11 protein-coding genes are annotated in these 21,096 nt (G+C 60.1%); 3 read left to right on the forward strand and 8 right to left on the reverse strand.

What is annotated here, in order from left to right:
* Positions 1 to 186 precede the first annotated feature (186 nt).
* The 3 genes from SH292x_RS12735 to SH292x_RS12745 all read left to right on the forward strand — a co-directional run bounded on the left by SH292x_RS12735 (position 187) and on the right by SH292x_RS12745 (position 7,057).
* A complete protein-coding gene (locus tag SH292x_RS12735) occupies positions 187 to 4,281 on the forward strand; it encodes a PEP-CTERM sorting domain-containing protein (RefSeq protein WP_442481382.1) in 4,095 nt (1,364 codons plus the stop codon).
* 74 nt (positions 4,282 to 4,355) lie between these two features.
* On the forward strand, positions 4,356 to 5,417 hold the full coding sequence (locus SH292x_RS12740) for a DUF1559 family PulG-like putative transporter (RefSeq protein WP_442481383.1): 1,062 nt from the start codon (positions 4,356 to 4,358) through the stop codon (positions 5,415 to 5,417).
* A 221-nt stretch (positions 5,418 to 5,638) separates the two neighbouring features.
* Positions 5,639 to 7,057 (forward strand): serine/threonine-protein kinase, encoded by a 1,419-nt coding sequence (locus tag SH292x_RS12745; protein WP_442481384.1) that lies wholly within the window; start codon positions 5,639 to 5,641, stop codon positions 7,055 to 7,057.
* A gap of 79 nt (positions 7,058 to 7,136) precedes the next feature.
* On the opposite strand, the gene SH292x_RS12750 is transcribed toward SH292x_RS12745, so the two are convergent.
* From SH292x_RS12750 to SH292x_RS12785, 8 genes are all read right to left on the reverse strand, one after another.
* Complete coding sequence (locus SH292x_RS12750; protein WP_442481385.1) at positions 7,137 to 9,695, reverse strand: glutaminase domain-containing protein; 2,559 nt, start codon at positions 9,693 to 9,695, stop codon at positions 7,137 to 7,139.
* Positions 9,696 to 10,033: 338 nt separating this feature from the next.
* Positions 10,034 to 11,401: a hypothetical protein gene (locus SH292x_RS12755; protein ID WP_442481386.1), complete on the reverse strand. Its 1,368-nt coding sequence runs from the start codon at positions 11,399 to 11,401 to the stop codon at positions 10,034 to 10,036.
* A 71-nt stretch (positions 11,402 to 11,472) separates the two neighbouring features.
* Positions 11,473 to 13,719 carry an FAD-dependent oxidoreductase gene (locus SH292x_RS12760; protein WP_442481387.1) on the reverse strand — a complete coding sequence of 749 codons (2,247 nt, stop codon included), beginning with the start codon at positions 13,717 to 13,719 and terminating at the stop codon, positions 11,473 to 11,475.
* A 174-nt stretch (positions 13,720 to 13,893) separates the two neighbouring features.
* Positions 13,894 to 15,447 carry a hypothetical protein gene (locus SH292x_RS12765; RefSeq protein WP_442481388.1) on the reverse strand — a complete coding sequence of 518 codons (1,554 nt, stop codon included), beginning with the start codon at positions 15,445 to 15,447 and terminating at the stop codon, positions 13,894 to 13,896.
* Complete coding sequence (locus tag SH292x_RS12770; RefSeq protein WP_442481389.1) at positions 15,440 to 17,704, reverse strand: FAD-dependent oxidoreductase; 2,265 nt, start codon at positions 17,702 to 17,704, stop codon at positions 15,440 to 15,442. The genes SH292x_RS12765 and SH292x_RS12770 overlap by 8 nt, the downstream gene beginning before the upstream one ends.
* Positions 17,705 to 17,717: 13 nt before the next feature.
* The gene (locus SH292x_RS12775) at positions 17,718 to 19,115 is read right to left on the reverse strand and encodes a FecR domain-containing protein (protein WP_442481390.1); all 1,398 of its coding nucleotides are present in this window, start codon (positions 19,113 to 19,115) and stop codon (positions 17,718 to 17,720) included.
* Positions 19,112 to 19,663, reverse strand: a complete 552-nt coding sequence (locus SH292x_RS12780; protein WP_442481391.1) for a sigma-70 family RNA polymerase sigma factor — start codon at positions 19,661 to 19,663, stop codon at positions 19,112 to 19,114. The genes SH292x_RS12775 and SH292x_RS12780 overlap by 4 nt, the downstream gene beginning before the upstream one ends.
* Positions 19,660 to 21,090: a 3-keto-disaccharide hydrolase gene (locus SH292x_RS12785; protein ID WP_442481392.1), complete on the reverse strand. Its 1,431-nt coding sequence runs from the start codon at positions 21,088 to 21,090 to the stop codon at positions 19,660 to 19,662. Before SH292x_RS12785 ends, SH292x_RS12780 begins: the two co-directional genes overlap by 4 nt.
* Positions 21,091 to 21,096: the final 6 nt, after the last annotated feature.

Consider the following 21,096-nt stretch of genomic DNA (forward strand, 5'->3'; position numbering starts at 1 on the left):
ATAGCGGCGTACGGCAAGGACGTACACGCTCACGCCAAGTTCTTGTCCCCGCATTCATTATCAACTGCGGAAACGGTGCGCGCTGTCTTCGGCAATGGTGAATCTACGTAAACGACGAGAGCTTGCGCGCGCTCGGCTCTCGTTTGGTGCGAACTGACTTTGATGAGTCCCCCAGGAGTTGTTCTGATGATCATGAACGTGTCCGGCCGGATGAAATTGTGGATCGCCGCGAGTGTGGCGATGTTGGCTCTCTGCCCCTTGGCGCCAGGCCAAATCATCTCGATGAACTTCCTGGAATGGGACGGCAATCAAACCTTCGCCGGCGGTCAGGACATTGGTCCGCTGCGCACAAACAGCTCGTTCTGGAACACGTCCGGCGCGACGCCTGCGGGTGGCACCATCACCGATGCCATGGACTTCACGGGTGCGGCTAGCACGGTGGACATCACCTGGTCGGCGAACAACGCGTGGTACAACAGCGTCGGCACCGGCACAGACGAAGCGAAGCTAGGCGTCGGTTATCTCGACGATGGCGGCGCGGGCATCTCGGTGACCCTATCGCAGATTCCGTTCGCAAATTACCGCGTCATTGGCCTCTACGCCTCGGATCAATCCAACCAGACACCTGGCAACGCAGTGGCCCGGGACATGAACGTCAACGGCACCTGGGTGTTCGGTGGCGCTACTTCGCTGTCGGTACCTTCCTACGCGAACATTAACGAGTCGTTCGGCGCGACGGGCAAGTACTGGAGCCCGCTGACGACGACCACCAAGGGCAACTACTGGACATTCGATGTCTCGGGCACCTCGACGGTCACCATTACGCAGGGGCCCGGGAGCGATGGTGGGCGTGCGGCTCTTGCGGGCCTGATCATTCAGGATCTCGACACCATCATCTACGACAACGCGCTTCGATTGACCGTCGATCGTGACTCTGGCAACGTCTCGCTGACCAATAACACGGGGGCGGATATCGATCTCGCCGGCGTTGGACTGCTCTCAGCAACCGGTAGCTGGGACACCACCGCCTGGAAGTCGTTCGCTACCACGTACGACCAAAATGGCACGGTTGCCTCGGATGACAACTGGATGGAGATTGTCCGCTCGCCCGAAGAGTTGAGCGAAGTCACCCTGACCACCGGCAGCATTGCTCAAGGTCAAACCATCAATTTGGGCGACGGCCTGTGGCAGCAGTATCCGAGCGAAGCGGCAACGCTGTTCGAATATCTGGTCGCTGGTGCGGACGATTCGGTTCGTGGCATCGTCGACTTCGTCGACTCGGATTCGAGCAACGGCTTCGCGCCGTTCGGTTTTGCGGACCTGAACTTCGACGGCACGATCGACGGGCTCGACTGGGCCGTGCAGCGGGACAACTTTGGGACGGACCTCGCCAGCTTGTCGGTCACCGGTTCGTACCAACGTGGCGACCTTGATGCCGATGGCGACAACGACATCGACGACCTCTTGATGTTCAAGGATTTGTTCATCGCCATGAACTCGGCCGAGGCGTTTGCCGCCCTTACGAACGGTTCGCAAGTTCCCGAGCCAGCGTCGGTGATCACCGTCTGCTCGGCCTTGGTGCTCGGCCTTTGCTGGCGGCGTAAGAGTCGCGTGGTGGCAATGCTCGTTGCGGGGTTGGCGCTGATGGGTGGGTCGCAGGCCCTTGCCCAATCGTCGATCAGTGTGAACTTCCAGGGTCCCGCAGTGACTGGCCCCGCGGGTCAGAGTGGTTCGTCGAACTGGAATAACCTGAATGGAGCTGTGGGTTCCGGTGGATTGATCAACCAAGCCGGTGCGGCGACCGGAGCGGGCATCGAATGGCGTGCCGCGACGGTCTACCAGAATGGTCCGCAGGATACCGAAAACGCCAAGCTGATGTACGGCTACCTTGACGATAACGGCGGTGCGGGCGTCGATGTGTTCGTCGCAGGCGTGCCGGCGACCAGCTACAACCTGACGGTCTACTTCAACTGGGACGAGTCGGGCGAGAACATCTTCGACCTCAACATCAACGGCACCGACTACCAAACGACGGGAATGTTCCAAGTTGGGACGGGCCTGTACAACGCGACCAACACGATCACCGTTAACGGCCTTTCCGGTCCGGTTCGGATGACTTCTGGCGGACGAACGGTCCCCGGTGTGAGCAACATCGCGGGCTTTGAGATCACCGCGAGCTCGTTCCTGACGCCAGCTCAGACTGCGCTGACGCTGCAAGTTGACCCGTCGAATGGCCTCGCTCAGATTGTGAACGACACCGCGATCAACGAAACCGTGGTGCTCGAGTACTACGAGATTCGTTCGGCTGGCGGTCGGCTGAATGCCAACTCTTGGAATCCGCTCGACACCGGGCCGAAGGATGCCAATTTCTGGGAAGTGCTGGGCACGCCGAGCAGCCAGATGCTGGCGGAGTTCAACCTGACCGGCGAACAGGGCCTCAACGATGGGAATTCGCTGTTCCTTGGTGCTGCGTACCAGACCGGTGTCGGACAGACGCCGCTGGAGTTCAAGTACCGCGACGCCCTGTCGGGCCAGATGCGTACCGGTAACGTGGAATTCACCACGATCGAATCGCCCAGCACGCCTGGCGACTACAACGGCGATGGCGTCGTGAATCTCGCCGACTACACGGTCTGGCGTGACAACTTGGGTGCCGCGGAAGGCAGTCTGCTCGCCGGCAATGGCGACGGATCGGGCACCGTGGACGCGGGTGACTACTCGCGTTGGAAGCAGAACTTTGGTGCCGGCGTTGGGGGCGGAAGTGGCAGCCTTCAAGCCCCCAGCGCCGTCCCCGAGCCAGGCAGCATTGCATTGCTCGCCACGCTCGCCGGCACCGTGTTCGTTACTCGCAAGTTTCGCAAGGGAGTTAAGCTCGTGTCGTCTCACCAAGCTATTCGCGGTATTGCTCTGTTATTCGTCGTCGCACTGATCGGCGTGCCCACGGCGAAGGCCGGCGTAACGCTTGATCGCTTGTACTCGTTCGGCGAAGACGACCTCGAAAATCCAGTTGCGAATCAGACCATAGGGGCTAACTCCAACAACGTGACCTACGATTCGGTCGGGCCCACACGGGCGTACATCGATCTCAATGTGTCCGGTGCTCCAAAGTACGTTAGCGTTGGGCCGACGGGTTTGAACCGCCCAGGAGCGGGAAGCGGGACCTTCGGCGCTCAATTCAGTGGTTCGGGCGACGTGCTGTGGACGAACCTGCCACTCAACCGCCCCGATGTACTAGCTGGCCCGACGGAAGTTGGAGATCCATTGATCACGCCGACTTTGCCGCTGATTGATCCAAATGGTTCCAGTCCGTATCCGTTCAACTACGACAACATCACCGCGCGTGGATTGCAAATGTGGGTTTACCCACAAGCTGGAGCAAAGCTCGGTAGCGAACGCCAAGTGATTGTGATGGATACCGAAACCGCCGGTGGTGTCGCCATCACGGCCGATGGCAAGTGGACGCAGATCAATTCGGGACACACCAACGACACCGACATTGAAGCCACTGTGAATGTCACCGGCAACACGTGGTATCACGTGATGCAGCATATCTTCACCGCGGGCGATTCGCGTGCACCCGAGGTCGATGGCGGGCAGGACTTCGCCGAGTACATGTCGGTGGTCTACGTGAATGGCATCGCCGTCTCGGCGAGTGCCGATTCGCAGCCCCCCGAAGGTTTCGTCTCCGGCGGAACGCGTGTTGGCCAGCTCACCGTAGGTGCCGCCGAAATGCAGGGCGATGGTCTGGGTGCTGTCCATGGCGAGTATTTCCAAGGGACCGTGGATGACCTCGAGATGTACGTCTACGGCGACAACTCGGACGTGACAACCTCGCCAGCGGGCCAGAACTACGGCACGTTCCAACTATTCCAAGACAACGATTGGATTGCCAGTCAGTTGAACACGCTACTGGGTGGTTCGCCTCTGGTGCCGGGCGATGCCAACTTCGATGGCGTGGTGAGTGGCGATGGCACGGGCACCCCCGCGAACGACGACGTAGCGGCTCTCGTGGCCAACTGGCGGTTCACCAACAGTTTCCAGGGCGCGCACAACGTGGTCACCGCGGGCGACTTTGGCACCTGGCAGAAGGGCGACTTCAACCTCGATGGCGTGGTCGACTTCAGCGACTGGAGCGTTCTGCGAGCCAACCACATCAATCCCTCCGGGTTGAACCTCACCGCGCTGCTGGCCGGAGCGACTACGGTGCCCGAACCGACCTCCATCGCCCTGGTACTGCTTGGCGTGGCTGGGTTCGCGGTGCGACGCACGCTCAAGAAGTAAAAGGCTCGAACTAGAGCGCGAACTAACAGGCTTTTCCTTCCGATTAACTGGTAACTATACCGCTGGAGTCTCCAATGCCTCTCCCACGCAGAACGGCGTTTACGTTGGTAGAACTATTGGTCGTCATCGCGATCATCGGCATCCTGGTGGCGCTCTTGCTTCCGGCCGTGCAAGCGGCCCGCGAAGCGGCCCGACGTGAGACGTGTCGCAACAACATGAAGCAACTGGCACTCGGAGCCCAGAATCACGAGTCGACCGTGGGCTACTTCCCGTCAGGCGGTTGGAGTTACTTCTGGGTAGGCGATGGCGACCGTGGATTCGGCACCAAGCAACCCGGTGGTTGGATCTACTCGACGCTTCCGTTCATCGAAGAGCAACAGCTCTACGACCTGCCAAGCGATGGTGCTGCCGAGACCATTTCGGCAGCTCAAAAGCAGAATGCGACGTACGTTGTCCAAAATCCGCTGGATGCGGTGAGGTGCCCCTCGCGACGAACGTCGACGCTCACACCTCAGGTCTACAACGCCGGCTTTATTGGCTACAACGCCAACAGCGTTGAAGGGGGTGGGCTCGTTGGCCGAAGCGACTACGCGGCTAACAGCGGTGATCAGAACCACGTGCAGTATGGTGAAGGACCCAGCAATCTTCAGTCCGCCCAGTCGCACGACTGGGGCAATAGCAAGACCGGCAAAAAGATATCCGCCGCGCTGAGTGTCTCCGAACTCAATGGAACCACGTTCTGCCGAAGCGAGGTGGGGATCCGTCACATCACGGACGGGACGTCGAAAACGTATCTCATCGGAGAGAAATTCCTGCATCCTCAGAACTACGACACCGGGACCGATGGTGGCGACAACGAAACATGGTGCACCGGCTACAACAACGATAACTACCGCAGTGGTTTCTTTCCACCGCAAGCCGACTCGGAAACCATCGAGCCGGAAAACACGGGCGACGTCCGGTTTGGTAGCACCCACCCAGGCGGACTTCAGATGGCGTACTGCGATGGCAGCGTCGAAACCGTAGCCTACGACATCGACCCCTACCTGTTCCGTGGCACTTGCAACCGCAAGGACGGGGCGGTCGATTACGAGCTCTACTACAATCCGCCCCGGCAGGGCGGCACGCCGCGTTGATTCGCTGGCAAGTCTCGCAAGCGAGTTAACTAACTTGCCGCCTGTTGGCGGGCGATGGTTGGTTAGGGGCAATCCAGGAGTAATTCCCGGAACTGCTGATTTTCCAGCGGCTTTTGGCCCATGAGCGGGCTCGGGCCAATCGAGTTGGCGCGACGGATGTCCCCACGGTACACTTAAGCCGGTGCCGCGGAGTGCCCTCCTCTTCCCGCTTGTGCTCGCCCATGTCGTTAACCGCCAAGTCCATCTTGCTCGAAGCAGCCGGGGCCAGCGGTCTGGTGACCCCCGAGCAGTTGCACCTCGCGCAGGTATCGGCGTGCGACGCGGGGGACGAGCGAACGGTAAGCGTCGCCGAAGTGTCGGACGATGCGATTGGTCGCCGACTCATCGAACTCGGGCTTCTGAACCTTTGGCAAGTCGAGCAACTGAAGCTCGGACGGACCAAGTTCTCGCTGGGGCCCTATCGTATTGTCGACGCCATCGGTCGCGGCGGCATGGGGCATGTGTTCAAGGCCGAGCACGAGATCCTGGGTCGCATCGAAGCGGTGAAGGTTCTGCCGCGGAACAAAACCACCGCCGACACGATCAACAAGTTTCGCCACGAGATCCGCATCCAGGCACAACTCGATCATCCGAACTTGGTGCGAGTTCATTTTGCGGACCGCGAGCGCGACACGTATTACTTCGTCACCGAGTACGTACCGGGCAGCGATCTCCGCAAGTTGATCCGCCGGCTTGGTCCGGTGACCTACCAAGCCGCGGCGCTGATCATGCAGCAAGCGGCCGAGGGTCTGGAGCACGCCCACCGCCGTGGTTTGGTGCATCGCGATATCAAGCCGGGTAATGTGCTGGTGACCCCCGAGGCGGTGGTGAAGGTGATTGACCTTGGGCTCGCGTGGTACTTAGAGTCCGATATTCACGCCGCGAAGCAGGGCGATCGCCTGAAGATCGTTGGCACGGCTGACTACCTCGCGCCTGAGACGATTCGCGACCCTGGCTGCATCGTGCCGGTAAGTGACATCTACGCGATGGGCTGCACGCTTTATTACGCGGTGACGGGCAAAGTCCCCTTCCCCGGGGGCAATCCGGCGGAAAAGATGCAGCGGCACTTGCACGAGAAGCCTCTACCGCCCGATCAATTGCAGCCCGACCTTCCGCGCGAGTTCGTCGAGCTGGTCGCCGAGATGATGGCAAAGGATCCGAAGAAACGCCCACCGTCCGCGGCAGCGGTTGCCCAGCGGTTACGGGCGTTTGCAAGCGAGGATGCGATCGCCGAGATCACCCAGGCGGTCAGCACCTTGGTGCAGGAACCTCGCGAACCAAGGCCCCACCGCATTGCCGCGCAAAGTCCGCACCTCGAAGACACCCTGACATTCGAAGACGACCCTCTGGCTGATCTCGATGGGGGCGGGCGAAGTTCGCAGGGCACGGCGCCGCTGGCCGCGTCGTCGGACGAGACCACACCGCAACAGACGCCCGCTTATTTCGCCCAGGTGGCAAGCGTCGCCACGAACAGTGGTGGCGTCGAAGAGAGCGACAATGAGAACACCGGGCTATCGAGGCTAGCGATGGCCAGCGTCGCCGTGGCCGCCATAGCCGTGGTGGGAATTCTTGGCGTACTTGTTTGGGAGGCGTGGGGCTAGCCGATACGGTCTAGCCCACGCCCACCGATAGTTGCTCAGTCAGCCTAATACCGGGCCTGCCTGTTACGGGGCCGACCCGTTACTCGGCCGGCTTGATAGTCACCAAGCCGACGTCGATGTATTGCCCGCCCGTCTTCTGATTGCAGTGAACGGCGAGCACGTTGCCCTTCGGCTTCAAGGTTTTGAGGGCCTCGTCGCTAATTGGGATTTGCTGGTAGTCGGTCACGTACCCCGTGGTCTTGGCGGCAAGGACACCGTTGATGTAGATCTCGGTGGCTTCGTCGAAGTGGACGTGCAGCTTCAGTTCGTCGGCGAGCGATGGATCGACATCAAACGTGCGGCGGAGCCAGATGTTCGGCGTCGTCCACTGGGTACCAATACGAGCGCTCGGAGTCCCCTCGGAACCAAAGCCCGACCGGCCCGAACGCCACTTGGCGTCGTCGAAGCTGGCATCCATCCAGTCGCCAGCGGGTTTGGTCGTGGTGTAGCGCCAAGTGGCCACTTGAGTGTCGGCTGCTGGAACCACCGATTCGATGACCGGTGGCTTCGGCAAATCGGCGTAGCCCGTGGCACCCGTGGTGTCGCGTGCGGCCCACTTGGTCCACATGTCGTCCTTGTGCAACAGCGGCATGTAAACGCCACCCACGACGGGCCGAGCGGTAAAGCCGACCTTGCGACCCGTCTTGGTTTCGTACCAGTCGGTCATGGGGCTACGGTCGGGGGTTTCCTTGAGGAAGCGATGCACAGGGCGAATGAGGGCGACAAAGTCGTCGTCGTTCTGGGTGAGCGTAGCGGTCCACACAATCCAGTCGAGCTTGGTGTACTCGCGGCGATTGTCGAGAGGCAACCCGTAGCGATTCTGAACTCGACGATAGTAGGCCATCTCCTTTTCGAGGAGCGACTCGGGGAACAAGTTCAAACCAAGCACGCGATCCCACACCAGATTGTACTTTTGGCTCCAGGTGTCGCCACGATCGAACGCAAGGCGGTAGTGATCGCCATCGTTGGCTTCTTCCATCCACCGCTTGGCAAACTTCTCGGCGGTCGCACGGTACTCGTCGGCCATCACCTGATCGCCGCGAAGTTCGCACAGTTGGGCGAACGCACCGAGCGCAACAATGGCCTTTGCCGACAGGTTGACGTTATGGGCCATGTGACCCGCGAAGTCGTCAGTGCAAAGCTGCGACTCGGGGTCGAAACCCTGCTGGCGAAGGTACTCGGCCCACTGGGTAAGGCGGGGCCAGTACTGCTCGGCGAAGTTGGCGTTGCCTTCGAGCTTAGCGATGGCCGCCATCAACAGCAGCATGTTGCCCGACTCTTCGACCGGCATTTGATTTTCTTCGGTCCGTTCGCCACCGCCATAAACCTGACCATTGGCTTTGGGATAAGTACCAAGGTCGTGCGGAGCAAACGGAAAACGCCATCGCTCGCTCTCGGCGTATTCCATGAACGGCGCGACGAACGACTTGGCGAGCGACGGGCCGAACAGCAGGAACTGCGGCGACATCGGGTAGAAGACGTCGGACGTGGCGATGCAGCCGTTCGAGTGGTTTTCTTTGCTGAACTGCAGCGGCTGGCCGTTGGCGTCCGCCACGAACTTGCCGGCGGCAAAGCACTGGCGGTAGGCAAGGCAGGCAATCTCCATGTACTCGGGCCCGCCGACGGCGATGAGGTCGGCCATCAGTTCGTCGTCGAATTTCTTGCAGGCTTCGAGATTCTTCGAGTAGTCTCGCAGCGTCTCCTTCACGAGCCCCTCGCCATCGAGCCCGTTCCGACGCCAGTAAGGCCGAAGCGGATTGCGCATGAACTCGATGGAGTAAATGTCGTCGTAAGCGAGCACCAGCCACTGGTTGGTCGAATCGCTGCCTACTTTCACGGGCTTGAGAGCGAGCGTCGCCACAACGTCTCCGGCTTCGCCCGTTACCTCTTTCTTAGCACTGCTTGCCGGATCGAAGCCTTTCAGGATGTCCCCTTCGGATTGAAGCGTAGTCCCCTGCGTCTGGTCGCCATCCGCCGCGAGGTAGAAATAGCCCCAGTCGATGCGCAGGTCGTCACCGCTCCGCCAAAGGATGCGTTGGTCAACGCTTCCGATGCGAGCGATCTCGGCACCATCGAGGTCCTTTGTGATGGCTTCGACCTGTTGATCGGGCTCGTTGACGGCCACTTCGCCCGAGGCAGCGAACATCAGTTGAACGTCGTGCTCCTTGCCGTCGGTCGACTTCATCGTGTAGCTGACGTACGTCACGGGACGGGACAGCAGATCGATGTCGTACGGAATGGCGGGGGTCATGAACGTGAGTTCGATCTCGACCCCGGCACCGGCGAGTTCAAACACCGAACGGGTCGGCGTGATCAAATGCGACTTCTGATCGAACGCTGGGGTGCCCTTGGGCTCGCTTCCCAGCAGGCGATAGACCTTTCCGTCGACCTTGGCGTAGCTGGCCAGGCGTTGCGACTTGCCAGTCCAGTGCGTGGTGCTGGCGTCGGTGAGGGTCTCGCCCTGCTGCCAGATGCTGAAGTAAGGATCGCACGCCACCAGCGGGTAGGCAGGCGGGACGATGCTGGTGGACGTTGGCACCTCGGCGATGGAGGATTGCGCGGCGAAAACAACGGCTAGCAGTAGAACTGTGCGGTACACGTAGAACACCTGTTTACGGTCTGGAACATGGAGCCAGAGAGAGGGCCCGGGGGCCCTGACGATAGATGTTCCAATATAGGCAAACGCGAGCTTGCCTGCCAGCAATCGGCACCGTGTGGCACCGCGCAACTAGGCCCGGAAAGTCGCGAATTGACAGGTTTTTTGTGCACAATGCGCCCTTACGGCCGAGGGCGACTCGTGTTTCTCCTGGGGTGCTTCAAGTTTCAGGACACGCAGGACGTGCCCCCTAAGTAAGTTGTCAAAAGACTCTGGGAGCCACTTTCGTGGGTACTAGAAACACGGCGTGGCTCCCAGAGATCAGGGGGTAAAGTGAACGATTAAACGCATCCGCGTCGACTAGCGACAATTCCACCAGCGGCCGCCAGCAGCACGACGACCCACGTTGCCGGTTCGGGAACTTGGGTGGCACTTCCGCCCACGATCAAGCCGGCGATGTTCGCCGTGCGGTAGTACAAGTTGAGTCCGCCGAGATCGAGCGTGCTCCCCGCGGTGACGGTGAGCGTGTCGACGTACAGCGCCTGCGGTGTGGCGTTTGCCGCGCCATTGAGCAGCTTGTCGGTAAGCTTCAGGTTACCAATGTTGAGAGAGTCGCCTATCGCGAGGCCGCCAAGCGTGAAGTTGTTTGCGAACCCCGACAAGGAGGCACCCATGTCCGTAGCCGCAACTTCGAACAAACCAACGTTCGCACCGCCCAGCGCACCTCCGGCGAAGACGAGTGTCGTGTTCTCGAGGCCGGCGACGTTAGCCACGTCGGCGATGTCCATGCTGTTCTCGAAGTACACGTTCTGCGCAAAGTAAGGACTTGCGGGATCACCCACCAGCGTACCGGTTGGAGCGGCGAAGCGAATCGTCGTTCCGCCTACGGCCTCGATGCGAGCGTTGTTGGCAATAGTCATGCTGGTTTGCAAAGTTATCTCCGAGGCAGCGTTGGTGACCCGGAACGTGGCGTTGTCGGAACCGCCGATGTAGAGCGATCCCGACCGAAACGCGCCGCCGGCCAGCTCATACAACGCGTGACCACGTGGTGCGCTGGAGAATCCCACGTAAGTCGTCCCAGCAACCTGCATGGTTCCGCCGGTCTGGTACGCCTCGCCAAACGGTTGTCGGGTAAGGGTTCCGCCGTTCGAGGCACCCTGGTTCAGAGACAGGTTGGTACCGATGTCGATGAGGCCATTGGAGAGGTTGATGGTCCCTTGCCCGTTGATCTCGAAAACGCCGACGCGGAGGGCACCATCCAGCTTAAAGGCACCGCCCTGAACGTTCAGCATCGCCGAACCAAAGCGGGCGAGATCGGTCGCGCCGGTGCCGGTGTAGTCGATCTCGCCGCCGGTCATGGTGATAACCGTGTTTGAACCTTCACCCGCTCCAAGCTGATTGGTGCTACCCGACAGCGTGAGACTGCCCCCAGGGATAACTTCGAGAAACGCCGACGAGTTGGCGGCCGTTGCAAAGAGAAGTCGATTCGCTACCGACGCCGTCGTGACCCTTGCCGTGCCCCCGTTCGTCATGCGAGCCGTATTGGCCGCCGTGGGCGTAGCTGCGAGATTCCAATTGGAGGCCGTGTTCCAATCGCCGGGACCACTTCCGGGTGTTCGAGTCCAGGTCGTGTCCTGCGCGCAAGTGTGGTGCGAGAAAAGGACGATCAGACTCCAAATTACGAGTCCGCCGGTGATGCTTCGCCTCATGAGACTTACTCCTTGCACAAGCTGCTAAAATCAAAGTGAATGTTCGACAAGTACACTGACAATATCGGTAGCTATTCGCCCTGCCAGATGAACCGAATGTTGTTGGCGGTGACAATCTCGCCTTCGCGCGTCCCCTCGTTAGAAATAGTGACTTCGGCGCCCGCCCCACCTGGGAATCGATACGTTCCCAGCGGGTTGAAGGGAAACACCGTGTCCGACTGCTGCTGGTTGACTTCGACGAGTGTCTCGCCACCCTCGTGGCGAATGATTACCGGCACGTTGGTTGCGTGCTTGGGCTGTGGCGAGTAAGCCATCGCCACGAGGTAGCGACCGCTGCGTGGGAGTACAGGGCGATAGGTTACTTGCTTCTCACCCTTGCCCTCGCCCATGTCCTGCCACAGGCGGCGCCAGTAGGTGCCGCCGTAGCGCCCCTTCTCCCACCGGCCCGAGCTATGAACCTGGGGGTAATCGAAATCCAGCTCCACATCTTCTACCGGTTCGCGGCCGACGCGAATCTGCTTATGCATAACCCGACTTTGCTGCCCCTGCGCATCCTCGACCAGCAAACTGACGTCGTAGACTTTCTCGAGGTCGAACGTGTAGCTAGGCGACTCGTCCGTCGCTTGCACGGCGCCCGAGCCGTCGAAGTTCCACCATACCTTGGCGATCTTGCCCCGAATGCTAACGGGATCGATCTCGAACTTCACCGTGGTCCCCGGGGCGACTTGTTCGACTTCTGAGGCGATGCGCACGGTGGGACGATAGCGGACCTTCAGTGGCACCCCCGACTTCTTGAGCCTTGACTGGAGCTTCGAAACCGTGATGTCCTGCACCGGCACTTTCTCGGCCAGCGCCAATTGGGCCGCCCGCCCTGCTCCTTCGCCGAGCATCATGTAGACCGGTTCCATGCGGATGGAACTGAGCGCGACATGCGTCGCCGATAGGCACACCGGGACCAGTACGTTGGGATGGTCAACGGGCACGATCGCCCGGTACGGGATGGCGTAGTCGTCGGTCGAATGGTTGAAATGCCCCTCGTCGTTCATGCGATTGTTGTAGCCAATCACCTGCACGACATGGCAATCCATGTTGTAGCTCCCTTGGCAGATCGTATCGGCCTTGTCGCGGAAGTACTCGACATCGTTTTGCGTTACGACGTACTTTCCGATCATGCGACGCCCTTCCCGCAGATAGACCTGATCGGGAAAGTGGCCGCTGTCGAGGTGCTCGTCTTTCGGCAGGCCCCAAGTCATCGCATCCTTGCGGAACTCTTCCGACAAGCGAGGATCGTTCTGCAATGCGTAGAGCGGCGCGAGGTAGTTGTCGCGGATCGTCTTCTCGATCGCGGCCCGTTCTTGGTAGCTACCATCGGGGTAGGCAAAGTTCACGCCCGGCATGTCGCCGCGGTTGAAGTCGAACTTGCCATTCACGCCGCCGTGCATCTGCTCCATGGTCTTACCGTCCGATTCCCACAACTCGCGAAATGTCTTGAAGCCGCGAGCATTCACGGTCGCCACGAGCCCCGAGTGTTTGCTGGCGTCGTAGTTGTCGGGCTTGGGGAACGGCACCACGAGGTCGGGACGATCGGTCAAGGTCGCGCGGTAGTTGAATGCTTGGATGCGATGATCGGCCTTGCCGAGCGAGTCGGGATCGCCCATGTTGATGCCAGCGATCGACTCGTCGTATTCGCTGCGAGCTTCCCGGCCCACGCGATAGGGCACGCCGGCTCTAGCCATCAGATCGCCCTCGTAGCCAGCGTCGACGAACATCTTCGCTGCGAAGGTCTCTCGCTCGCCGGTCTTTGGATCTTCGACCACGATCGCTTCGACGCGCGTGCCCTTCATCACCACGTCGACAATCCGCCGTCGCACCACCACTTTGACTTTCGCATCGGCGAGCATTTCCTCCAGGATCTTCTGACCGATCTTGGGTTCGAAAAAGTAAGCCGTGTCAAACCGTACGCCGATCGCCAATTTGACTTCTTCGGAGTCTTCGCCGTACTCGTCGACGTAGTACTTGAGCACGCGATCGAAGAACTCGCGGGTAAGGCCGCCAACGGTCCCTGGCGTTCCGATGTCGGTTTTGGTGAGACCGCCCGAGATCATTCCGCCGATACGAGTGCGGGGTTCGATCAGGGTGACTTGCGCACCCTCTCGCGCCGCAGCGACTGCTGCCAAGACGCCCGAAGGAGTTCCACTGTAGACGACAATATCTGTTTGCTCGGGCTCGCTGGCATATGCGAATTTTGGTGGTGCAAGTACTACTGCACCAATCAGCGCGACTACAACGAGGGCCAAGTGGCCACGAATCGACCGCATCCGAACAACTCCTGGTTAGGAGGCACGCTTCGCACGCACGCCGCATTCGAGCCGGCGGTGAAGCTGGGAGAAGTACCGTCTGGACTAAGACCACAAGCGAGCCGCGCCCGTAGGAGCGGGGCGTTCTGCGGCGTCACCTGTTTTCAACGGCGGTGCAGGCCATGTGACGAAGAATCACTCGATTTTCGAACGAGTCTGCGACCGCTGGCATGCGGCTTTCAGCAAGTGAACGTACTCGTCCGCGTTGACGACGCGGGTATTCGCTGGGAGCGCGTCGATCGTCTGCTTGATTGCCTCCATCGGCCCGCCCATGTCCCGAAACGACCACGCATGTACGTTCACCAACGCGAAACTGTTAGGATCGCTATCGGCACGGGCAGGGAGTGTTGCGATGGCTTCGGCCACGCCAGCGGGCATCTGGTCTTCTCGGGGCTCCCACAGTAGGTAGCGGTAGGCGATGCAAGGCTTACCGTTGTGCCATCTCACGGCTCCCTGCTTTTTGTTGTACGGAGCGTAGTCCTTGTAAAACACGGCGTCCACACGCGGATCGTCCAGCAACGCGTCGGCCTCCGACATATCGCCGCCACGGTTGAGCACCGTTGAGATCGACATTCCGCTTGCCTGCATCGACTCGGCAGTTCGCTCCGTCCAGTGGTCGGGGTTCGGGCTATCGTGTGGAAAGTAATACGCCACGCCGCTCGGTCCTGCGATCAGGCTGTCGGCGTTCTGTCCTTCTCGCGATTCACGGTGATAACGCGCGAGAACCGTAGGCGCCACCTCTTTCAGCAGCGGGGCCATCTCCCAAGTCATCGCGAACTTGCCACGGTGCGGGCTGCCCCAGAAGCCGGGATGGGTGCCAAATCGGCCGGCTGTCCATTGCACGTTATCGCCATCGGTCATCACGAATGCGACCACGCGCTCACCAGCTTCGGCTGGCTTGAACTCCTGCGACTGCCGGGCGATCGGCTCGGCATTCAAATGCTGAAGAAAGGATAGATTGAGTGCCCAATCGGCCGGAACAATGGCCCCACCGGCGAGGCTCGCGTCCTCGACAAAGTCGCGCTCGTCTTCCCCCCAACCATACACGATGGGGGCCTTCCCGATGCGGCGGAGCAAATCAACACGGTGAGCGCGGTCGGTGGTAGCAAACACAAAAGCCCGCTTAGCGGCCGCAAAATCACGGAGGTGATAGTGCTTCTCCGCTGGCTGGTGGACGACGATCGAATCCGAGCACTCGCCGCCCCATCGCTTGACAGCTTCGTCTAGTGACATATCTCGAACGTCTTCAATCACTTTTAGGCCGTGCATCGCGGCCCGCGACTTCATCGCTTCGGTGATAGGGATGGCACCTCGCAATCCACACACGGTGGTCGCCACGTTGAGGCTTTCCTGTTTCGGCTCGTACAGTACAGCGCCGCTGAACTTATCGCGAAAAGCTTCGACGAGTTCCCACGGCGAGCGGACCCGTTCGATTCGCGTCCCCGCCTCGACGAGTTCCGCGAACTCCAAGTCCTGAACGCCGGTGGACTTGATCCATACACGAGGCACTTCGCGGTTGAGCACGCCCTGAGCCACCGCCGCGAGAGTTTGCTCCTCGCGCGATAGCGGCGCAGGGTCGAGCACCCACACTTCGGCGGGAACGTCATTCAATGGTACTTCAGCGCCGGATAGCGATGCTTCACTGAATACACCAAAGACCGCAACTGCAAGCAGCACAATTCTAATCATCGAGCCAAATCCATCGCGCTGAGTCAATCGCAACCCGCCCGTTCGCCCTGAGCGACGACAACTGCACCAAGGCCATCTGCCCTGCCTTGAAACGGTATTCGCCGAGCACGGTGAACGGGAACGGGTTGCTGGTATCGGTCTGGTCGACCACCGTCGTGGACAGACCATCTAGGTGTTTCACTTTCACAGTAAGGTCCGTGGCTTGATCGGCCGCGGGTAGGAAACCAAGGCAGACAGCGTAGCGGCCCGAGCGAGGGATCTTCGTAACAAAACGCGCATTGCCGGGTGCGCGCTCGCCCCAGAGGATCTTGTCGCGATGGGCGTAGGCGCCGGTGAAAATCGCCGGAGCATAGGGATCCCAACGGCCGGTAAGGCCCGCTTCGACATCATCGATGGTCACATCGGTTTCGAACGCGCGGCCGACGGGGAGTTCGCACGTTACCAGCTTCTGCCGATCGAGTTCGTCGGTAACTAGCAGGCTAACGGTGTAGACCTTTTCTTTCTCAAACACATAAGTGACCTGTTGCCCGTGGCCTTCTGCGTCGCCGCCACCCGTAAAGTTCCATTGGTACTCGACGATGTCATCGCCGGGGTGATCCACCGAGGCACGGAACGTCACTCTGTCGCCCGGCAGTGGGTGCTGGTTGTCGAGGACGATCGACACTTGCGGCTCGCACGCCGCATTGAGCACTGCGCCGTCCGCCCGCAAGCGCTCTCGTAGGGCCGCGGTATCCACCGCTTGCGCAGTTGTTCGGCCTTCGATGGCCAAGGATGCCGCCGTACCGGCTGCTTGGCCGAGCATCATGTAGACGGGCTCCATCCGCAGCGACGAGTAAGCCACGTGCGACGACGATAGGCACACCGTGACTAGCAAGTTTTCAGGGGTGCACGGCACAAGGCAGGCGTAGGGAATATCGTACGGCCGCACCGCCCCGCCGGGCAACGACCCTTCGCGAACAATTTTGCCGTCCACCAACAGATTTTGGACGGTGTGGCAGTCAATGGCGTAGCTGCCCGAGCAGACGCCATCGGGCTTGTAGCGATTGGTCGTGAGATCGCTTTGCTTGAGAACGTAGTTCCCCAGCATACGACGACCTTCGCGAACGTAGATCTGATGCGGGAAGTGCCCATTGTCGACGAACTCGTCGAGTGGCAATCCCCAGTTTTGGGCGTCTTCGCGAAACACCTCAGGGACGCTGGGATCGTTCTGCAAGTAGTACAATAAGCTCAGGAAGTAGTCGCGATGGCGCGCCTCGATTCGGCCCCGCGTTTCCCAATCGCCATCGGCATAGCCCTCAGAACCGCCAGTGAGGTCGCACCAGTTGGTGTCGATCTTCTGGTTGGGGACTGCCTTACCATCGAAGGTGACGAACAGGTCGGCGAACTTTTCGATTCCCTCGCGATGGATTCGATTGCCGTACGAACGCCAAGGGGTTGGATCGTATACTTCGGGCTTGGGGAACAGCACTCGGTTGTCGACATCGTAGGTGAGCGACACGCGATAGTTGTAAGCCTGCGTGCGATGGTCGCCGGTACCCAGCACTTCTTTGGGACCTTTGTTAATCCCTGCGAGGCACTCGCCGTACTCGTTGCGGCCCTCGCGACCTACGCGATACGGCACGCCGAGCCTTGCCATCAGGTCGCCTTCGTAGCTGGCATCGACGAACATCTTGGCTTCGATCCACTCGACCGGATCACCAGCACGGGTCTCGAGCGCGACGCGGCTGACTCGCAAGTTGGTCACCAGCGAATCACGAAGCCGATGACCCTTCATCACCTTGATCTTTGGCTGTTCGGCGAGCATCTGCTCGTACAGCAGCTCGGCGACGTGTGGCTCGAAGTGAATTCCGCCACGGCACGCGATGACCTGCTCGGACTCAGGCCCGTACTTTTCAGTGTAGTACTGTAGCACTCGATCAAAGAACTCATCCGCCAGACCACCTACCGAATCGCGTCGGCCGATATCCGTTTCGACTAGGCCACCACTCACTACACCACCGACGTGACTCGATGGTTCGATGAGCACGACAGTGCAACCATGTCGGGCGGCGGCGACCGCGGCCATCACGCCCGACGGAGTTCCGCCGTAGACGGCCAGATCGCACGAAATAATGAGCTCGGAGGGATCCGCTTGATCAGTGGGCTCCGACTGCGCAGGTGCGCCGCCACCTTGCGTGCCCGCCCAAACGAGGGCCGAAGCCAAGAGTAACCATCGCCAAGTCATGTCGAGTACGTCTCCCGCCTGGAAGTAAAGCATGGCCCTGTCAGTACTAAAGGTCTTCCGACGACAATCCCTTTGCGACGAATCCATACATCATCGAGTCGCCATTTTCGTTCGCCTGCTCGGGCGCGCCGAGCGTCACCGTTTCGGAGGCCGCGACGCGGCGTTGCCACACGCGGAACGGTAGCAACCTGCCCTGCCCCGCCCCGACGTTCATCGGGATGCCGGTCTCCAAGCCGCGCGGATATTCCATTCCGATCTCGAAACCGGTGTCCTGGAAACTATCAGTCAGCCAGCGCGGTGGCGCATTGCGCGTATGGTACATCACGTACAGCATACCGGGCTCGCGAAGCCGCACGTCGATCTCCAGATCCGAATTGGAGCGATCACCACCGAACGTCTCCACCAAGTCGGCACCTTCGAGCCACTTAGGTATCCCCCGATCTTCGAGGCTATTCCACTGATGCCGTTTGGCGACGTACGCCGTCGCGTCTTCGTGCATGCCACCCGGAACAATTCGGTAGTAGAACATGGACGAAGGATCGCGGGTGTTGTCGCGGACCGAGTGAATGACGCTCGCCGAGTTTACCGTTTTGGTCGTCCAACTCGCTTCCTGCTCTTGCATCACCACGTTCTCGATCCGGCGGACCTGCATCTGATCGTTGATGCTCGCTGCCTCGCCTTCGCGAAGCACGGTGTGGGCCGGGCCGTCGGTCAGGTCGCCGCGCTCGCGGAGCTCGACGGCCCCTTCAAACACCACGACGTCGGTGTGGGTCGGCTCGGCGAGGTCGACACCAAACTCGGTGCCTAGGTCCACGATGCGGGTGTGGATCGTTTCGACAATGAGCTTCTCGTCTCCCTCTTCGACGCGCGCGGTGAGCTTGCCCTTCAGCATCCGCATGCGAGCCGAGTCGAGGAACTCGACCTCCGAGGGACCGATCAATCGCACCACGGGACCCGAGTCCATGCGAAGCCGCAGCACGCCCCCTTCGATGGCAATGCGATCGGAGGTGTAACGTTGGTCGGGCGAATAGGAGACAAGCTGAGGTCCTTGTGGCACTCCCTCGACACTCAGCACCTGAAAACCAAGCGGCTGAGGTGTTACAGATGCGACCGGGCCAGGCGAGTCCTCCATTAAGGACATGCTTAGTAGTACCGTTGCGGCGATGGCACCCACGGCTGCAGCGGCGGCCCAAGTCCATCGCGTAAGCTTTTCGGAAAGCCTGCCGTCGGAACGCGAGTTCGTTCCCTCCTCACCGGACTCATCGAGTTGCGATGCGTGCTGCCAATGTAGCAGGGCGTGAATCTGATAGTAGTTCGCGTACTCGCTCCGCCAATGGGGTTCTTTATGCAGCAGTTCGCGCAATTGCTTGCGGTCGCGGCTGTCCATGCTGCCGTCGACTAGCTTGCTTAGGAGCTCGACAAATCGTTCGCGATCGGAGGTCATGCATCACCCCGCGTCATTCGAAGTTGAACACATGCCTGTAGTGTTTTGCGAATGCGATAGAGAAGGGCTGCCACCGAGTTGTCGGACATTGCCATGCGGGAAGCCATGCTTTGAACGCTGCGGTTGAACTCGTACCGCTCGGACATTAGTTTGCGGTGGTCGGCGGGCAGTCGTTCGAGGCACTGTTCGAGCGCGGTCAGCCGGCCTTCGTCCCACGAGTCGTTCGATGCCATCTCTTCAGCCAACTGCCCGACGAGTTCGTCATCCAGCAGTAGTCGCGATCGCTTATGAACATTCCGCCACGCCATGACCTCAAACCGGGCAAACGTGAACGCCCACGCGAGGAACGGCCGCTCGAAATCGTAGTCGGCCGACTTTTGGCACAGAGCGACGTTCGTGTTTTGCAGCACGTCGTTCGCTTCTTCTGTCGTTCCCATGAGCGCGGCAATGCGGGCGTAGAGCGCGCTTTGCGAGGCGGTTAGGCGTTTGGTGAACTCCTGGCTCAAATTCATCGGTGGCGAACTCGTTTCGGACTTTCGAGATTTCATGGATGTGCCTCGGAGTTGGACGGGCTCGAGTCCGAATTGCTGAGATCGCGAATCCAGATGTCGCAAAACTGCACCAAGCTCGATGAGGTCGACCATTTGCCCTCTTTGATACCGCCATGATGCTGTAAGCCGATCGGACCACGCGGCGGAATGCCGGGAAGCTTGGCGTCGCGGATCACTCGTTTGCCGTTGAGGTCGATGTTCAGCACGTCGCCTCGGAGAGTGATATGGTACTCGTTCCATTCCCCCAATGGGCGATCGGCTCGCGTCAGTGGTACGCACGCCTGACGGACCTCCGGTGGCTGTTTCGTATCGCTACGGTAGCCATATACTTCTCCCGAACCGCATGGCCAGCACCAGATATTGATCTGTGCTTTGCCATAGCCACGTAGCAGCACGCCCGAGTCGGCGTTAGGTGCGAGCGTGGTGACGAGCTTTCCCTTGGCGTCGCGCTCGTAGTCGCCTGAGGGCAGAATGTTCGGCATGGCATGGTCGCCCTTCGATTCTTTGAGCCGCCAACCGAGGCGAAGTTCGAAATCGCCAAACTTCTCGGTGGTCCAAAGGTTCTTCGACTTGGGCGCTTCAGACTGAGCGTCGTAGTCAATCACGCCATCCACCACTTGCCAGTGCCCATTATCCCCTTCGGGAACCTTCCAGCCCGTGAGATCAACTCCGTTGAACAGAGGCCGCCAGCCGTCCTTCTTCGCCGCGGATTCAGCGTGAGCACTTGCGTTCGCCGACACCGATTCGAGTTGCTCGACGGTCTTCAATTCTTTCACGCGGATGTTGCGAAATTCCACTGCGTGGCCATGACCACAGAGTCCAAAATGGCCACACGTCCGGTCTTTCCCAGGATGTGGCTTATCGGCGAGGAACTCTGTAACTGTCCCAAGATCGCTGTCTAGAATCTTGTGTCCATTCAGGGTGACCTGAATGGTGGAGCCTTCGACGCGTACCTCCATGTCGTTCCATTCGCCGGGAGGGTTCTGGTGACCACGCTCAGGGGCAACCATGTTGTACGCGGCACCCGTGAACTTGCGGTCGTCGAAGTCGGCGTACTTGGGGAAATCGTCATCAAGAATCTGAATCTCGCACATGCCCAGATACGCACCGTCTCCTTTGCCAGGATAACGGATCGCGAGACCGTTGTTGCCGCCGGGCGGCAGTCGGTATTCGAGCCTTACGATGAAGTCGGCGAACTGATCGGTGGTGAAAACCGTGCCACCACGACCGGGCTGCGGATTCAGCGTACCATCCGCGGCTTCCCACGCATGCGTCGGGCCTTCCCAGCCCGTGAAGTCACGCCCATTGTAGAGGCTGCGAAAGCCAGTCTCGTCGTCCGTCTCCGCGCGTGCATCGCCCCACACTGCTGTAGGGAGCAGCAGTATTACTGCGAGGCGGAGGAGATGGAAGTGAACGCGAAGCATACTCTG

Source organism: Aeoliella fuhlenseeensis, assembly GCF_052161615.1.
Taxonomy (GTDB): domain Bacteria; phylum Planctomycetota; class Planctomycetia; order Pirellulales; family Lacipirellulaceae; genus Aeoliella.